The organism is Nocardia sp. XZ_19_231 (genome assembly GCF_015355705.1).
In the GTDB taxonomy this organism is placed as follows: Bacteria; Actinomycetota; Actinomycetes; order Mycobacteriales; family Mycobacteriaceae; genus Nocardia; species Nocardia salmonicida.
Genome location: NZ_JACUZI010000005.1, coordinates 611,718 through 628,110 on the forward strand (window position 1 = coordinate 611,718; position 16,393 = coordinate 628,110).

Sequence of the window (16,393 nt, forward strand, 5' to 3'; positions counted from 1 at the left end):
GTTACCCGCGTCACTGTCGACACCGATCGAGGAGCTCCCCCATGCCCGAGCGCACCACCGATTTCGACGTTCTGATCGTCGGTTCCGGCTTCGGTGGCAGTGTCACCGCGCTGCGCCTGGTGGAGAAGGGCTACAAGGTCGGCGTCATCGAGGCGGGCCGCCGCTTCGCCGATGACGAACTGCCGAAAACCAGCTGGGACCTGCGCAAATTCGTGTGGGCGCCCAAGCTCGGCTGCTACGGCATCCAGCGCATCCACCCGCTGCGCGACGTCCTGATCCTGGGCGGCGCCGGCGTCGGCGGCGGCTCGCTGAATTACGCCAACACCCTCTACGTGCCGCCGGAGCCGTTCTTCCAGGACCCGCAGTGGCGGGAGATCACCGACTGGCGCACCGAGCTGACCCCCTATTACGAGCAAGCGAAGAAGATGCTCGGCGTCGTGACGAATCCCCACATGACTCCCGCCGACGAGATCTTCAAGTCCGTCGCCGAGGACCTGGGTGTGGGCGACACGTTCGTGCAGACTCCCGTCGGCGTGTTCTTCGGTACCCCGGGTGAGACCGAGGCCGACCCCTACTTCGGTGGTGTCGGTCCCGAGCGCACCGGCTGTGTGGAATGTGGCGACTGCATGGTCGGTTGCAAGTTCGGCGCCAAGAACACCCTCGTGAAGAACTACCTCTATCTCGCGGAGAAGGCCGGCGCGCAGGTCATTCCGATGACCACGGTGTCGTCGCTGCGACCGCTGCCCGACGGTACTTGGGATGTGGCCACCGAGCGCACCGGCGCGTGGTTGCGCAAGGCGCCCAAGACGTTGACCGCCAAGCATGTCGTGCTCGCGGCGGGCACGCTCGGTACGCAGAAGCTGCTGCACGCGATGCGTGATGAGGGTGCGCTGCCGAATCTGTCGGACAAACTCGGCCTGCTGACCCGCACGAACTCCGAGTCGATCGTCGGTGCGGCGACCCGAACGCTGGGGCCGGACCAGGACTTCACCAAGGGTGTCGCGATCACCTCGTCCATCCACCCCACCCCCGATACCCATGTCGAGCCGGTCCGCTACGGCAAGGGCTCCAACTCGATGGGCATGCTGCAAACGCTCATGGTCGACGGCGGCGGCCGGGTGCCACGATGGCTGCGGTTCCTGGGCCTGGTGCTGTCCAATCCGCTGACCTTCTTCCGCTTCATGAGCACGAAGAACTGGAGCGAGCGCACGATCATCTCCCTGGTCATGCAGCACCTGGACAACTCGATCACCACCTACACCAAGCGCGGACTGTTCGGTGGTCGCAAGCTGACCTCCAAACAGGGCCACGGACAACCGAACCCGACGTGGATCCCGGCGGGCAACGATGTCACCCGGCGGGTCGCGGAGAAGATCGGCGGCGTCGCCGGTGGTACCTGGGGTGATGTGTTCAATGTGCCGATGACCGCGCACTTCCTCGGCGGCGCGGCGATCGGCGCCGACCGCGAGCACGGCGTGATCGACGCCTACCACCGCGTGTACGGCTACCCGACGCTCAGCGTTGTCGACGGTGCCGCCGTGTCGGCCAACCTCGGCGTCAACCCGTCGCTCACCATCACCGCCCAAGCTGAGCGCGCGGCCGCCTACTGGCCCAACAACGGCGAGGTCGACACCCGCCCCGAGCAGAGCGCTGGCTACACCAAGATCGCCCCGGTTCGCCCGAACCAGCCGGTCGTGCCGGCGAGCGCGCCCGCCGCCTTGATCCTGCCGATCATCGAGGTCCGCAGCTCGGAGAAGACCGCGGGCTGATTCGACGAAACCAGGCCCCGGCCTTGCGGTTGACACCGCGAGGGCCGGGGCCTTTTCTGTTCCCGGCCACGTAGCATCGGTGCCGACGACGGGGAGGAGCCTTCGATGACGGTGCTGGTTTTGGGCGGATACGGAACGGTCGGCGCGCATCTGGTGCGATTGCTCCGTGCCGAAGGGATCTCCGTGCAGGCGGCGGGGCGCGATCCCGCCAGGGCGGACCGGGTGGTCGACCTGCGCGACAGCGCCGGTGTCGACGCGGCTTTGGCAGGAGCGACCATCGTCGTGAACTGCGCGGGCACCGAGGATGTCGGGTTGGCCCAGGCCTGTGTCGGTCACGGGATCGTCTTCGTTGATATCTCCGCGACGTCGAGCTATGTCCAGGCACTCGAAGGCGTCGGCGGTCCCGTGGTGCTCGGCGTCGGGTTGGCTCCCGGACTCACCACCCTGCTCGCCGTCGACGCACTCACACCCCGCAGCGGCCCCGTCGACATCATGATCGGCCTCGGCTCCGGCGAGACCCACGGCCCCGCCGCGACTGCCTGGACCTACCGGCTGCTCGGTCAGCGCTTTCCCGACGCCGACGGCACGAGCATCCGTAATTTCACCGGGCGGCAACGCTTTGCAGCGCCCGCGCACGCCGGCTACCGACCGTTTCCCGCACTGCGCGCCGACTTCGCCGATCAGCACCGTCTCACCCGCGAGTTCGGTGTTCCGGTGCGCACCTACCTCCGCCTCGACTCCCGACTCGCCACTCTCGGTCTGGCCGCCCTCACCTGGACCCCTGCTCTGCAATCGCTGGCGCCTGCCCATATGCCCGGCAGCAGCGATCGCTGGGTAGCTCTCGCGCAGTCCGCGGACGGATCCATCAGATCGGCGAGCGGGCGCGGACAATCACTGGCTACGGCCGTGGTCGCCGCCATCACGGTGCGCGCGCTGATCCGGAATCCGGTCTCCGCGCCGACCTGGATCCACCAGCTTCTCGAGCTCGACGACATCTGTCATGACCCGCTCGCGGCAGATATCCTGTTCGACCGCTCCTGAAGGCACCGACGTGTTCAGAGTGCGTTGATTCGGGCCAATGCTTCGAAAGCCAGATCGGCTGCCTGCCACAACGCCGTGATCTCGGTGCGGATCGCGGGTGCGAGGGCGGGGTCTTGTAGGGCGAGGCCGTTGGTGAAGATCACCGTGTTCGCGCCGAGGTCGGCGGCGATGAGCATCTGTTCGGTGGCTACGCCCGCGCCGAACAGCTGGTCGAGTCCTTCGCCGACGAAGTAGAACCGCCACAGTGGTCCGAGGTCGGCGCCGTAGGCCGCCTTCGTGCGGTCGATGATCACGTCGCCGGCCGAGGCGATTCCCGCCACGATCTTGAAGTAGTCCGGCGCGTTCTCGGGCTTGCTGGCGACCGCGGCCACCGAATAGGTCAGGTCGACAGTCAGGTGCGCGTTGTATCCAGCCATGGCCGTGCGAGCGCGCGATGCCCCACAGTCGCGGGCCAGCGCGAAGTAGTGCGCCCATTGGGGTTCCGCGATACCACCGGTGAATTCGGCGTGCAGATTGTCGAGGAACCGCCGCAGCAGTTCGAAGCTGATCGCGTGCGCGTACTCGCGATTCACGAATGCCGCCGGATCGCGTTGCATCGGCATCACCGCGGCGTATTCGACGCCGTCGAGCCCGATCGCGAACAGCCCGCGCAGGTCTCGATGCTCGACGAGGATCTCGGTGATCCGGTGGTGGCGGGCGACCGCATCCTCGAGGCCGGCCAGGCTGCCCGCACCCGAGATCGCCGACGTGTCCGACAGCCGGGCGAGTTCGGCGATGTCGGCCTGCGACAGGGTCGACCCGCACGCCGTGTCCTGAACCGCGCCGGCGGCCGGGCCTACGGGCAAGGCCATCGCCACGACCGCGACACAGGCTGCAATTCCACTCGATACGCGCACGCGCCGATTCCACCACCTCATCCGCGGATCCGCGCTTCGACGCGCGCGCAGACCTGCCTGCTGGGCGTGTCGGCACGACCTGCCGCGGCCGCCACATAGCCTGGACCGATGCCGGAGACCATCGCGATTTCAGGAGCCAGTGGACATATCGGCGGCCGCGTGGCCCACCTGCTGGCGCGGTCGGGCGCGCGATTGCGACTGCTCGGACGCAACGTCGACCACATCGCGCCCATCGACGGTGCCACCACGGCCACCATCGACTTCGGCGATCCGGCCAGCGTGGGTGTCGCGCTCGACGGCGTGCAGACCTTCTTCTTCGTCTCCGCCACCGAGAGCGCCGACCGGGCTGCCCAGCAGACCGCGGTGGTGAACGCCGCGAAAGACGCGGGTGTGCAACGGATCGTGTATCTGTCGTTCGTCGGCGCGGCGCCCGATGCCACGTTCACCTTCGGTCGCGACCACTGGCACACCGAACAGGCGATCCGCGCCTCCGGGCTCGCGTTCACCTTCCTGCGCGACAACCAGTACCAGGACATCATCCCGCACTTCGCCGATGCCGACGGCGTGATCGAGGGCCCTGCGGCCGGCGGTAAGGTCGCCGCGGTCACTCGTGCCGACGTCGCCGATTGTGCTGCGGCAGTGCTCGATTCGACCGCCCACCTCGGCAAGACCTTCGACCTCACCGGTCCGCTCGCGTTCAGCCTGAGCACCGCTGCCGCCGACATGACCGAGATCCTCGGTCGTCCGTTCCGCTACGTCGACCAAACCGTCGACGAGGCCTATGCCTCCCGCGCGAAATACAACGCGCCGCAATGGGAAGTCGACGGCTGGGTCAGCACGTACACCGCGATCGCTCGGGGCGAGCTCGAGCACGTCACCGATGCGGTCCCGAACCTGACCGGCCACCCCGCCACCGACTTCCGCGATTTCCTCACGACACTGCCGAAGACCTCCTGACCCAGCTCCTGTGCGCCGAGCCGGGCAGACCACCTCACACGGCGACCTCGTCGGCGACAGGGGTCTCCGTGCTCGGAGACGGCAGCAGCGAGTAGGCCAGACAGACCACTGCGAAAAACAAATAGCCCAGCGCCACACCGGGCGCGGCAGCCCATTCGACCGCGTGGGCGTGGATCAGCCCGATCCAGCTCAGCCCCGCGCCGATGAGCGCTGCCACTCCGGCCGCCCGGAACCGTTTGTCGAGGATGAACGTGACAATCGCGCCGAGCACCAGACCGGCCAGCACCGCACCGGAACCGAACACCTTCAGCCCGTCGTAGACCACGCCCGCTTGGCCGAGCGCGTCCGAACCGATCTTCTCCGCCGATGTCCCGGCGGCGGACAGCGCGTTGTCGATCTGGGTCACCGCCCATTCCGCCAGATTGGGCAGCAGCGCGGCCACGACCGCGACCGCATGGATGCGCGGCACCGCCTGGAAGGCTTGCGCGCCGATCAGCAGGCCGATATAAAGCAGGATCGGAACGATCGCCGGGATGGGCAGCAGCGTCGCGAGGACACCGAACAGCCCGAGCAGACACATGATTCCGATGGTCAGGCCACTGGCAAGGGAATAGCCGGTGCGCCCGCCCGCGTCCTTCCACCCAGGATGACCGATGTAGACCGCGGGCGGGAACGGTGAGCCGAAGCCGGCGCCGATCACCGCGCCGAAGCCGTCGGCCAGCAGCACACTGCGCAGGTTGTAGTTGTCGCCCGCCGCAGCCGCGCTCTCCACATTACTCATGGCCTCGGTGAAGTTGTAGATGCCGAGCGGGATGGCGGTCGCCAGCAGCGGGGCGAGGTCGCTCAGACCGTCGAAGAGCAGGTCGAGGCGCAGGTCGGGCAAGCCGAGCGCGATATCGCCTGCGGCCTGGGCAACGTCGGGTGCCGACATGTATCCGCCGATCCAACCGATCGCCGTGCCGACCAGCAGCGCGACCAGTCCGACCGGGATATTGCCCGGCATCTTCACGTCGGTGAAGAAGCCGATCAGGATGATGGCCAGCACCGGGAGCCCGATCCAGGCCACCTCCCACATCTGCGCGGCGGGGCGCATGGCGATGAAGGTGATCGAGATTCCGGCCAGGGTGCCGAGCATCGCGGCTCGCGGGGTGACTTTGCGGATGTACGGGCCGACAAAGGCGCCGATCATCACGATGACGCCGATCATGAACGCCCAGGCGAGACCGGCTGCCCACGCCCGCAACGGATCTCCCGTCGCCAGGTAGATCGGCAACATCACCACGAACACGACGATGAACATGTGCGGAACGCTCGGCCCGTAGGGCAGGGCGGTGACATCGGAGCGTCCTTCGCGCCGCGCCAGGCGCCTGGCCAGCACCATGTAATACAGATTGCCGAGCACGAGGGCGATACCGAGAGCCGGGAGCACCGTGCCGAGCACATCGGTGCTGGGGATCTTGACCACCGCGATGGTGAGCGTGGTCAGGGTGAGGACGTTGACCAGGATGTTGAACGCCAGGCCGAAGAAGGCGTTGGTGTCTCCCCTCGTCCACCACGGAAGTGCCAGTGGCGCAGGTGGTTCTGGTGCGGTGGTCGTTTTCGAGGTGTCGACGGACATGGTGGATCCTGTTCGCTAGGCCGTGACGGGGGCTGTGGTGGTGAGTGCGGCAATGACATCCGCCGAGTCGGCGACCCAGCCGAAGATCGCGCCCTGGGCGGCGATCATCGCGAGCCCGACACGCTGGAATTCGGGGAAATACGAGCCGACACAGTCCGCGACGACGAGGCATTCGTAGCCGCGGTCGTTGGCCTCGCGCACGGTGGTGTGCACGCACACCTCGGTGGTGACGCCGGCGACGAGCAAGGTGGTGATCGAATTCTGTTGCAGCACAGTGGCCAGCTCGGTCGCGTAGAACGCGCCCTTGCCCGGCTTGTCGATGACGGTCTCGCCGTCGAGCGGTGCCAGTTCGTCGATGATGTCGTGACCGTATTCGCCGCGGATCAGGATGCGCCCGAACCGTCCCGGATCGCCTATCCGCTGAGACGGGTTGCCGCGCCGCAGTTTCGCCGGTGGACAATCGGAGAGATCGGGCAGGTGCCCTTCTCTGGTGTGGATCACGGTGATGCCCGCCGCTCGAGCGGCCGCGAGCAGCTCGGCGAGCGGTTCGATCACGGTGCGAAGTAGGGCCACATCGTTGCCGAGGCTTTCGCCGAAGCCGCCGGGCAGCAGGAAGTCTCGCTGCATATCGATGATGACGAGCGCCGTCGTCGCGGGATCGAAGGACAATGGGGTCGGGTCGGCAGGGATTTCGGTCATCGTCGCTCCTGGAGGGATACCGGGCCGAGGTGGTGGGGTAAAGCCGCGGTGCGCGGCTCGTCGAGCAGCCGCGCGGCGGCGGCGAGGACGACGTCGTCGGCGAGCGCCGGGCCGAACACCATGAGCGAGACAGGTCTTCCGTCGCGCGTGGTGCCTGCGGGAACCGCGATGGCGGTCAAGTCGAGGAGATTGCCGAAGTGGGTGTAATGGCCGAGCACGGTATTGGTCGCGATCGGATCGGCCAGCACTTGGTCGACGGTGAACGTGGTGCCGATGGTCGGCACGATCACCGCGTCGACCTCGTCCCACATGCGGTTGACCTCCGCGCGCAGTGTCTGCAATCGCTGTTGCGCGCGGAACACGTCCACGGCGCTGAACTGTCGTCCGCTGTCGAGGATTTCCCGGATCACGGGCAGAATCGAGTCCGGCCGTTCGGTCAGGAACTCCTCGAATTCGACCAGGCGTTCGGCCACCCACGGGCCCTGGTAGAGCAGAGCGCCCGCCGCGAGGAACGGCGCGAGGGTCGTGTCGACGCAGTCGAACCCCTTGCCCGGCAGCCTGTCTCGCGCGCCGAGGTGCGCGGCGCGCATGGCCTCGTCGCCGAAGAACTCGAGCTCCCGCGGTGCCGGCAACCCGAGCCGGATCGGGCCGCCGGGGAATCGCCCGCCCCTGGCGCGGGTCCACGGATCCTCGTGATCAACCGCCATGATCACCTCCGCGACCAGATCCAGGTCCTCGACAGTGGTCGCCATCAGGGTGAGGCAGTCCAGCGACTTGCAGGCGGGCACGAGCCCGACGGTGCTGATCAGGCCGCGGGACGGCTTCCAGCCGACGATGCCGTTGAGCGCGGCGGGCACGCGGCCCGATCCCGCCGTATCGGTGGCCACACAGAACGGCACCTGGCCGAGTGCGACGGCAAGCGCGGATCCAGAACTGGAACCGCCGGAGATCAGATCGCCGCCGAAGACGCTGCGCGGCACCGGATAAGGGGTCCTTGTTCCATTGAGGCCGGTGGCGAACTGGTCGAGATTGGTCTTGCCGACGAAGAGCGCGCCCGCGTCGAGCAAGCGTTGCACCGCCGGTGCGGTGCGGGTGGCTACATAGGCGTAGTCGGGGCAGGCCAGGGTCGTCGGGTAGCCGGCGACGTCGATACTGTCCTTCACCCCGAACGGCACGCCGTACAACGGCAGCGTCAGTGCGCCCGGCCTGCGTTCGATAGCCGCTGCGGCAGCGAGCAACTCGGCGCGCGACACCGCAGTGATCCAGGTGCCGTCGTCGCCGCGCGCGGCGATCGCGTCGGCCACCCGTTCCGCGGTTCTGGTCGGGGAACCGCTGCCACCCTGATGCTGGGTGAGAATTTCGGTGACCGTAGAGCCTGTCATGTTGTCGATTGTCGACAGAAAGTATGACGGCGGTGGGATCGGTCTGTATCGGACGTGTTAGCAGATACCGAGTTTCAGGTATGTTTGCTCGCCGTGCCTGCGCAGCGCGGCCTCGGCCCGGAGCGGATCATTGGTCTCCAGCGCGGTGAGCAGTTCCTGATGTCTGCGCACCCCCTCGCGACGAGCGCCTGCCTCGGTTTCCTCGCGCAGATTGCGCGCCATCGCGAGCTGGAGTTTCACCAGAACCTGCTCGTACACCAGGTCCAGCTGCCGATTGCCTGCCAGCGCAACGATTTCGACGTGGAAGCGACGGTGCGCATCGTCGCGGGCGACCCAGTCCGCACGCTGGTCCGCCGCGGTCAGCTCCGCCAACGCGGCACGGACCCGACTCAGCCGTCGCGGCAGATCCGCAGACGGGAGCGCGGCGGACAGCGCGTGCTGCTCCAGCGCCCGCCGCACCTCGAACAGCTGCACGATATCCTGCGCCGACCACACGACCACGCGGTAACCGCGCCGCGGCAGGTGCTCGACCAGCCCCTGCTCGGCCAAGCGCCGCAATGCCTCACGCACCGGCGCCCGGCTGATACCCAGCCGCGCGCACAGCGCCTCCTCACCAACCCGCTCCCCCGGCGCCAAGGCACCGCCGAGTACCTCCGCACGCACGTGGTCAGCGGTCATCTCCACCAGACTCGCCGGGAGATCGGTCGAATTCGATGCGGCTGCCGTCATGAGTCGAGTCTACGAACTCCGAGCGCGGTGGCGCCGATGTCGCTAGACCAGGCGCAGGCTGGCGATCATCTTCTGAGCCTGGTCAGCGGTGAGTTCGCCGGTGGTGCCACGGTCGACGAGGATGGTCAGCACGAGGGTGGTGTCGGCGGCGTTGCGGAACCCGAAGGTGTACACGGAGTAGGCGTTCGCCGTGCAACCCGGGATCTGTGGGGTCCACGCGCCGGAGGTCTCCACGAATTGGCCGCTGACTCCGCTCTGGGTCTTCAGCGACGTAGGCGTGCTGATCTTTCCGCCGGTCGAGTCCGAATATCCTCCTGCCGCGGAGATTTTCGCGACGCTCTTGGCGGCGGCAGCGAGGTCGGTTTCCGTGCTCGAGGTAACTCCGGCCATGGCGCGGTAGACCGAGCCGGGGCAGTAGTTGGCTCCCTCGGTGGCCTGACCGCGTCCGTCCACCGAGCCGGTCGCGGTGGTGAACGACATCGGGTCGGAGTCGGAGTGGATCGTCCAGGCCGTCGGCACGTCGTAGGCGACGCGATAGGTCGGGATGAGCACACCTTTCGAGCCCGGGGCAAGGGGTGCGGTACTCGTGCCCGACAGTGGTCCCGCCTTCGTTGTGGTCGTACCCGCCGACGCCGAGGACTCGTCGGAGGAACGGGCGGCAAACGCGACCGCGACCCCGACTCCGATCACCAGCACCAGGACGACGGCCACCACCGCGATGATCCCGCCCGAGCCACCACTGCGACGTGGTGGGGGCGAATACTGCTGTGGCGCAGGAGCATAGCCGTAGGGCTGCTGCCCGTATCCCGGCTGGGCGAACGGCTGCTGGCCCGATCCATACTGCTGCCCGTACGGCTGTTGGCCTGTTCCCGGCTGGTACGGCTGCCCACTGCCGGGTTGCGGGGCGTACGGATCCTGGCCCATTCCGGGTTGCTGCCCGTATGTTTGCTGCCCGGCCCACTGCCCGACCGGCGGCGCGAACGGATGCTGGCCGCTACCCGGTTGTCCCGTCGCCGGCGGCTGCCACGGTGGCTGCGGTCCGGTACCGGGTTGCTGCCCGTACGGCTGTTCGCCGGTCCCCGGTTGTCCGAACGGGTGCTGCCCGACGACTGTCGGCGGCGCGAACGGATGCTGGCCGCTACCGGGCTGCTGCCATGGCGACTGCTCCCCCGTTCCCGGCTGCTGTCCGGGTACCGGCTGCGCAGCGCCTGGCTGACCCTGGTTGCCGGGAGCTCTCAGGATGGTGGGATCCGACGCCGGTTGCGCGGTGGAGTCAGGGGTGGAGCCTGAGATTTCGGGCGCCTCCCACCACCGATCACTGTCGTTTGCCACGGCCCGTCCTTCCTCGCCCTCCGCCTCCGCGACCGTCGAGCGGGTCGCATTCGGGCAGATCCACCCCTCAGCGTAATGGCGAACCGCCGCTGCCGAGTACTCGAAACCGTAGGAACACAACCCGTTCGGTGCGAGAGGCGGTCATCCGAATCCAGGTTCTGACCGGCAGGGCGTGCTTCAGTCTCCTGGTACGCCCGCGGTGATCCGGTCCGCGGCCGCCACAGTCGCCGCACCGAGCTCACTCAATGCCCGGCTCGACAACCGGGTGTCGGGGCAGCTGACGACCGCTGCCACTACCACACCGTTGCGATCACGGATGGGGGCGGCGAGGGTAACCACCGCGTTCTCGGGGCCGAGCTCATCGGGCAGGTAGTCGATGGTGATCAGTTCGGTGATGACGGAACCGAGTTGAGCGCGCAGGGCGGCGGTGATCGGTGTATCACGCAGGCCCGCCAGGACTTCCAGCATCGGTGTCGAGTCGTCGACCAGCCGTTCGACGGAGTAGCCGCGGGTTCGGATCTCGGCGAGTACACGGGCGAGGCGGTCACGGTGAGCCGAGTTCGCGGTCGCGAGCCACGCCTGCCTGACGGGTTCCGTTGCCCAGGCGATGAATTCGCGGCAGACGGGGGGTGCCAGCGGAAGGCGCCGACCCGGCCGGATCCAGCCCGCCGACGGATGACCGACGACCTCGGTGACCACGATGCTCTCCCCATCGCGTTCGGCGAGGAACACCGGCACGCCGGCCTGCTCGGACAGCGCTCGCAGGTGCGCCACCGCGGTGCGGCGCAGCGGAAACGCTGTCTCGGCACGCCTGGCCACGGTCAGTAGCCGCAAGCCGATGCCGTAGCAGCCGTCCTCGTCGCGCACCGTCCAGCCATCGGCGGTGAGCTGGGTGAGCACGGCGTGCGCGGTGGCGCGCGAGAGCCCCGCTTCCCGCACGATGCGGGCCAGCGACAGCCGTTCGGTCGCCCGCCGTGACAGCAGCTCGAGCACCTTCACCACGCGCTGTGTCGGCGGCGACGCGGCGCCGGGAATCTCGGCATCACCGGGCGAATCCGGCGTCACCTCTTGACCGGCGAGCTCGGCCCGGCTTATCGTCGGTGTCACAATACCGAACAATAGCGTCGAATATTCGACACCGCAACCCGTCGGGGAATGTTTTCCGACGAAATGCGCGAGTGAAGTGGGTGAACAGTGCAGACGGGGTACGAGTTATCGCATCTGGCGGCCTTGGAGGCCGAGTCGGTGCACATCTTCCGGGAGGTCGCGGCCACGCTCGCGCGACCGGCGCTACTCTTCTCCGGCGGCAAGGATTCCGCCGTGCTGCTACATCTGGCGCGGCGCGCGTTCTGGCCCGCGCCATTGCCGTTTCCGCTGCTGCACGTGGACACCGGCCACAACTTCGACGAGGTGATCGAGTTCCGCGACCGCACCGCCGAGCGCACCGGTGCCCGCCTGGAAATCGCCCGCGTACAGGACGACATCGACGCGGGCCGCGCCGTGGAACGCCCCGGCGGCACCCGCAATCCCTTGCAGACCACCACCTTGCTGCGCGCTATCGCCGAGCACCGGTTCGACGCGGCATTCGGCGGCGCGCGCCGCGACGAGGAGAAGGCCCGCGCCAAGGAACGCGTGTTCAGCTTCCGCAACAGTTTCGGCGAGTGGGACCCGCGAGCCCAACGGCCCGAGGTATGGAACCTCTACAACGGTCGCCATCAGCCCGGCGAGCACATCCGGGTGTTCCCGCTGTCGAACTGGACCGAGCTCGACATCTGGGAGTACATCGATCGCGAGGCCGTCGAACTGCCCTCGCTGTACTACGCGCACCGGCGTCAAGTGATCGAACGCGACGGCATGCTGCTGTCGGCGACACGATTCATCACCCCGGCCCCCGGTGAACGCACCTTCGAAGCCACCGTCCGGTTCCGCACGGTCGGCGACGCCACCTGCACCGGCTGCGTCGAGAGCACCGCCGACACCCCGGCGAAGGTGATCGCCGAGACCGCCGCCACCCGGCTCACCGAACGCGGCGCCACTCGCGCCGACGACCGGATCTCCGAGACCGGCATGGAAGACCGCAAGCGAGAGGGCTATTTCTGATGCGCCGCAATCTATTACGACTGGCGACCGCGGGCAGCGTCGACGACGGCAAGTCCACCCTCATCGGACGGCTGCTCTACGACTCCAAGTCCCTGTTCGACGATCAACTCGCCGCCATCGAGCGAGTCAGCACCGAACGTGGTGGCGCCTCAGCCGATCTCGCGCTGGTCACCGATGGTCTGCGCGCCGAACGCGAGCAGGGCATCACCATCGACGTCGCCTACCGCTACGTGACGACCCCACGACGCAAATTCGTCATCGCCGATACTCCGGGACACGTCCAGTACACCCGCAACATGGTGACCGGTGCGTCCACCGCCGACCTCGCGCTGATCCTGGTCGACGCCCGCACCGGCGTTTCCGAGCAGACCCGCAGGCACGCGTTCCTCGCGACCCTGCTCGGCGTACCGCACCTGGTGGTCTGCGTGAACAAGATGGACCTCGTGGACTGGTCGCAGGAGCGGTTCGAGGAGATCCGCACCGAGTTCGCCGCGTTCGCCGCCAAACTGACGGTGGGCGATCTGAGCTTTGTTCCCGTGTCGGCGCTGCTCGGCGACAACGTCGTCGACGGCTCCGAGCACATGGACTGGTATCCGGGCCCGCCGTTGCTGCGCCACCTCGAAGACGTCCATATCGCCTCCGACCGCAATCTCATCGATGCCCGGTTGCCGATCCAGTACGTCATCCGGGCGCAGGAGGGCCTTGACCACCGCAGCTACGCGGGCACTGTCGCGGGCGGCATCTTCAAGCCCGGCGACGAAGTGGTGGTGCTGCCCGCGGGTAAGTCGACCCATGTCAGGCAGATCTGGGGTCCGGGTGGCAGCAAGGTCGACGAGGCGTTCACCGGAATGGCCGTCTCGGTGACCCTCGACGACGACATCGACGTCGGGCGCGGCGACCTGCTCGCGCGACCGGGCAACCGTCCCCATATCGGCACCGAACTCGACGCGATGGTGTGTTGGTTCTCGGAGAGCGCTCAGTTGCGCGAGGGCGCGCAATACTTGGTGCGCACCGCCACGCAGACCTCGTCCGCGCAGATCACGGCCATCGATTACCGCCTCGACGTGAACACCCTGCACCGAATCGAGGACGTCACCACGTTGTCGCTCAACGACATCGCGCGCATTCGATTGCGCAGCCGTCATCCGCTGCTGTCGGATCCGTATCGGGAGAATCGGCGCACCGGCAGCTTCATCCTGATCGATCCGGTCACCGATCAAACGGTGGCCGCAGGGATGGTGACCGGCCGAGAGACCGGGACCGACTCCGTGACCTCGGACCGTGCGCGCGCGGCGTCGTCTGTGGTCTGGCATCGCTCGGCGGTGAGTCGCGCCGAACGCGGACACGCGGGTGCGACGGTCTGGCTGACCGGCCTGTCCGGATCGGGCAAGTCCACGCTGGCCGTCGAGTTGGAGCGGCAGTTGGTCGCGGCCGGACGCCCCGCCTACCTGCTCGACGGCGACAATTTGCGGCACGGTCTCAACGCGGGCCTCGGCTTCACCCCCGCCGACCGGGACGAGAACGTGCGCCGGGTCGCCGAAGTCGCCGCACTGTTCGCCGATTCGGGTGCGGTGGCGATCGTGTCGGTGATCAGCCCGTTCGCCGCGCAGCGCAGCAATGCCCGCACCGCCCACGCCGACCGCGAGCTCCCCTTCCACGAAGTCTTCGTCGACACCCCACTGTCGGAATGCGAGCGCCGCGACTCCAAGGGCCTCTACGCCAAGGCCCGAGCCGGCGAGCTGCCCGGCTTCACCGGGATCGGCTCCCCCTACGAACGACCCGCGAACGCCGACCTGGTCATCACACCCGACCTCGGCTCCCCTACCGAGATCGCCGCCCATATCCTCCGAGAGCTAGGAATAGCAGACCGTTGACCCACTCCAGTACCGCCACCGAATCCGGTAGCAGCGCGCTACCGGAACCGCTCACCGCGCCGTTCCTCGCCGCGGTGGCCCAGGCCGAGGAACTCATCGCCGCAGCGGAGTTCGTCCGCAGCGATCAGGACCTCGCCGAGGGCTACGACTACCTCGCGGCGAGTGTCGCCGCGTGCCTGCGCCTTTCGGGCGCGCACGGCACGTCGCATCCGTATTTCGTGTCCTCGACCGGCCCGTACGCCAAAATGGGCCTCGACAACCCGGACACCCTCTACTACCACGCCAATATCGAGCCGACCGCCGAATACGTGGTGAGCGGGGTGCGCGGCAGCACCGTCGACCTGAGTTTCCAAGTACTCAAAGGTGACTACACCGCGACCGATGTGCCCGGTGGCGCCGACGCGTTCGACGACCGGCGCATTCCGATCGCCGCCGACGGCACCTTCACCCTGCGCTTCGGCCCCGCGAAACCCGATGCGGGCCCGGACTACTTCCCGCTCGGGGAAGGCGCGTCCATGCTGGCCGTGCGCGAGGTCTACAGCGACTGGTCCGAGCGCAAGGGCTCGATCCGGATCGAGCGGGTCGACACCATCGGCACCGCACCGGTCGAACCGGACCTGACGCGGATCCGCAAACGGTACGGCGCGGCGGCGAAAATGCTGCTCACCCGCGTGCACACCTGGTTCAACTTCCCGAAGTGGTTCTACCTCGATCTGCCGGTGAACACCCTCACCGCACCCCGGCTCACGCCCGGTGGGCTGAGCACCCAGTACTCCTCGGTGGGGCATTTCGATCTCGCCGACGATCAGGCGCTGGTGATCACCGTGCCGAAGTCCGATGCGCCGTACCAGGGGTTCCAGCTGGGCAGTCTCTGGTACATCTCCCTGGACTACGTCAACCACCAGACGAGCCTCAATCACGCTCAGGCCCAAGTCGATTCGGACGGGCTGATCCGAATGGTGGTGAGCAAGCAGGATCCGGGCGTCGCGAACTGGATCGAGACCACCGGCCGCACCCGCGGCATTCTGCAGTTCCGGTGGCAGCGCACCGATCGCCCGATGACCGAAGCCGATGGTCCGACGGTCGTCGTGGTGCCGATCGACGACGTCGCACAACACCTTCCACATATCGAAGACAACCGGATCGACGCCGCTGGTTGGCGCGACCGGATCTCGGCCCGCCAGCGGGCCTTCGCCGAAAGGATGCTCGGATGAGCGGGGCACTGTTGGACGGCAAAGTCGTCGTTGTTTCCGGGGTCGGGCCGGGTCTTGGCCGGTCGATCTGTCTGGAAGCGGCCGCGGCAGGGGCGACGGTCGTGCTCGCGGCGCGCACCGAATCCCGTCTGCTCGAGGTGGCTGCCGAAATCGAGGCCGTCGGGGGCGCCACGCTGAGTGTGCCCACCGACATCACCGACGAGGCCGCGGTGCAGAATCTCGTGGCGCGCACGGTCGACACCTTCGGTCGGGTCGACGCACTGGTGAACAACGCGTTCTCGGTGCCGTCGATGAAGCCCCTCGACCGCACCGATTTCGACCACATCCGGTCGAGCCTCGATATGACGGTGCTCGGTGGTCTGCGGATGACGCAGGCGTTCGCGCCCGCTCTCGCCGAGGCCAAAGGCGCTGTGGTGATGATCAATTCGATGGTCGTGCGCCATTCCGAACCCAGGTACGGCAGTTACAAACTCACCAAGGCGGCGCTGCTGGCCATGTCGCAGACTCTGGCCACCGAGCTCGGCGGCAAGGGCGTGCGGGTCAACAGTGTGCTGCCCGGCTACATCTGGACCGATCAGCTGAAGTGGTATTTCGGTCAGGTCGCCGAGAAGTACGGCATCACCGTCGAGCAGGTCTATGAGCAGACCGCGTCGAAATCCGATCTGAAGCGGTTGCCCGAGCCCGACGAAATCGCCCGTGCCGTGGTGTTTCTCGCCTCCGACTGGTCGTCGGCGATCACCGGCCAGACCCTCGACGTCAACTGCGGCGAATACCACAACTAG

14 protein-coding genes are annotated in these 16,393 nt (G+C 67.5%); 7 read left to right on the forward strand and 7 right to left on the reverse strand.

The window, feature by feature from the left end:
- Positions 1 to 41 precede the first annotated feature (41 nt).
- Positions 42 to 1,769 (forward strand): GMC family oxidoreductase, encoded by a 1,728-nt coding sequence (locus tag IBJ82_RS24865; RefSeq protein WP_194828363.1) that lies wholly within the window; start codon positions 42 to 44, stop codon positions 1,767 to 1,769.
- 105 nt (positions 1,770 to 1,874) lie between these two features.
- A complete protein-coding gene (locus IBJ82_RS24870) occupies positions 1,875 to 2,810 on the forward strand; it encodes an SDR family oxidoreductase (RefSeq protein WP_194828364.1) in 936 nt (311 codons plus the stop codon).
- A gap of 14 nt (positions 2,811 to 2,824) precedes the next feature.
- Here the strand turns inward: IBJ82_RS24870 and IBJ82_RS24875 are convergent, their stop codons facing one another.
- A complete protein-coding gene (locus IBJ82_RS24875; protein WP_228537583.1) occupies positions 2,825 to 3,661 on the reverse strand; it encodes a DUF5995 family protein in 837 nt (278 codons plus the stop codon).
- 153 nt (positions 3,662 to 3,814) lie between these two features.
- Here IBJ82_RS24875 and IBJ82_RS24880 point away from each other — a divergent pair, with 153 nt between their 5' ends.
- Positions 3,815 to 4,663 carry an SDR family oxidoreductase gene (locus tag IBJ82_RS24880; RefSeq protein WP_194828366.1) on the forward strand — a complete coding sequence of 283 codons (849 nt, stop codon included), beginning with the start codon at positions 3,815 to 3,817 and terminating at the stop codon, positions 4,661 to 4,663.
- 34 nt (positions 4,664 to 4,697) lie between these two features.
- Here IBJ82_RS24880 and IBJ82_RS24885 read toward each other — a convergent pair whose 3' ends face one another.
- The 6 genes from IBJ82_RS24885 to IBJ82_RS24910 all read right to left on the reverse strand — a co-directional run bounded on the left by IBJ82_RS24885 (position 4,698) and on the right by IBJ82_RS24910 (position 11,530).
- Positions 4,698 to 6,281: a regulator gene (locus IBJ82_RS24885; RefSeq protein WP_194828367.1), complete on the reverse strand. Its 1,584-nt coding sequence runs from the start codon at positions 6,279 to 6,281 to the stop codon at positions 4,698 to 4,700.
- Positions 6,282 to 6,296: 15 nt separating this feature from the next.
- Positions 6,297 to 6,980: a cysteine hydrolase family protein gene (locus IBJ82_RS24890; RefSeq protein WP_194828368.1), complete on the reverse strand. Its 684-nt coding sequence runs from the start codon at positions 6,978 to 6,980 to the stop codon at positions 6,297 to 6,299.
- A complete protein-coding gene (locus IBJ82_RS24895; protein ID WP_194828369.1) occupies positions 6,977 to 8,362 on the reverse strand; it encodes an allophanate hydrolase in 1,386 nt (461 codons plus the stop codon). The genes IBJ82_RS24890 and IBJ82_RS24895 overlap by 4 nt, the downstream gene beginning before the upstream one ends.
- Positions 8,363 to 8,419: 57 nt before the next feature.
- The gene (locus tag IBJ82_RS24900; protein WP_194828370.1) at positions 8,420 to 9,091 is read right to left on the reverse strand and encodes a GntR family transcriptional regulator; all 672 of its coding nucleotides are present in this window, start codon (positions 9,089 to 9,091) and stop codon (positions 8,420 to 8,422) included.
- Between the two features lie 42 nt (positions 9,092 to 9,133).
- Positions 9,134 to 10,423: a hypothetical protein gene (locus IBJ82_RS24905; RefSeq protein ID WP_194828371.1), complete on the reverse strand. Its 1,290-nt coding sequence runs from the start codon at positions 10,421 to 10,423 to the stop codon at positions 9,134 to 9,136.
- Between the two features lie 177 nt (positions 10,424 to 10,600).
- Complete coding sequence (locus IBJ82_RS24910) at positions 10,601 to 11,530, reverse strand: IclR family transcriptional regulator (protein ID WP_370585461.1); 930 nt, start codon at positions 11,528 to 11,530, stop codon at positions 10,601 to 10,603.
- 87 nt (positions 11,531 to 11,617) lie between these two features.
- Between IBJ82_RS24910 and cysD the strand changes: the two genes are divergently transcribed.
- The 4 genes from cysD to IBJ82_RS24930 are packed head-to-tail and all read left to right on the forward strand — an operon-like array spanning position 11,618 to position 16,393.
- Complete coding sequence (gene cysD, locus IBJ82_RS24915) at positions 11,618 to 12,523, forward strand: sulfate adenylyltransferase subunit CysD (protein WP_194828372.1); 906 nt, start codon at positions 11,618 to 11,620, stop codon at positions 12,521 to 12,523.
- On the forward strand, positions 12,523 to 14,397 hold the full coding sequence (gene cysC, locus IBJ82_RS24920; RefSeq protein ID WP_194828373.1) for an adenylyl-sulfate kinase: 1,875 nt from the start codon (positions 12,523 to 12,525) through the stop codon (positions 14,395 to 14,397). Before cysD ends, cysC begins: the two co-directional genes overlap by 1 nt.
- On the forward strand, positions 14,394 to 15,611 hold the full coding sequence (locus IBJ82_RS24925) for a hypothetical protein (protein WP_194828374.1): 1,218 nt from the start codon (positions 14,394 to 14,396) through the stop codon (positions 15,609 to 15,611). Before cysC ends, IBJ82_RS24925 begins: the two co-directional genes overlap by 4 nt.
- Positions 15,608 to 16,393 carry an SDR family oxidoreductase gene (locus tag IBJ82_RS24930; RefSeq protein WP_194828375.1) on the forward strand — a complete coding sequence of 262 codons (786 nt, stop codon included), beginning with the start codon at positions 15,608 to 15,610 and terminating at the stop codon, positions 16,391 to 16,393. The genes IBJ82_RS24925 and IBJ82_RS24930 overlap by 4 nt, the downstream gene beginning before the upstream one ends.

Excerpts from the sequence above, each read along its gene's own strand:
- IBJ82_RS24865 (WP_194828363.1), top strand. The coding sequence starts at position 42 with ATGCCCGAGCGCACCACCGATTTCGACGTTCTGATCGTCGGTTCCGGC.
- IBJ82_RS24870 (WP_194828364.1), top strand. The coding sequence starts at position 1,875 with ATGACGGTGCTGGTTTTGGGCGGATACGGAACGGTCGGCGCGCATCTG.
- IBJ82_RS24875 (WP_228537583.1), bottom strand. The coding sequence starts at position 3,661 with ATGGCCTTGCCCGTAGGCCCGGCCGCCGGCGCGGTTCAGGACACGGCG.
- IBJ82_RS24880 (WP_194828366.1), top strand. The coding sequence starts at position 3,815 with ATGCCGGAGACCATCGCGATTTCAGGAGCCAGTGGACATATCGGCGGC.
- IBJ82_RS24885 (WP_194828367.1), bottom strand. The coding sequence starts at position 6,281 with ATGTCCGTCGACACCTCGAAAACGACCACCGCACCAGAACCACCTGCG.
- IBJ82_RS24890 (WP_194828368.1), bottom strand. The coding sequence starts at position 6,980 with ATGACCGAAATCCCTGCCGACCCGACCCCATTGTCCTTCGATCCCGCG.
- IBJ82_RS24895 (WP_194828369.1), bottom strand. The coding sequence starts at position 8,362 with ATGACAGGCTCTACGGTCACCGAAATTCTCACCCAGCATCAGGGTGGC.
- IBJ82_RS24900 (WP_194828370.1), bottom strand. The coding sequence starts at position 9,091 with ATGACGGCAGCCGCATCGAATTCGACCGATCTCCCGGCGAGTCTGGTG.
- cysC (WP_194828373.1), top strand. The coding sequence starts at position 12,523 with ATGCGCCGCAATCTATTACGACTGGCGACCGCGGGCAGCGTCGACGAC.
- IBJ82_RS24930 (WP_194828375.1), top strand. The coding sequence starts at position 15,608 with ATGAGCGGGGCACTGTTGGACGGCAAAGTCGTCGTTGTTTCCGGGGTC.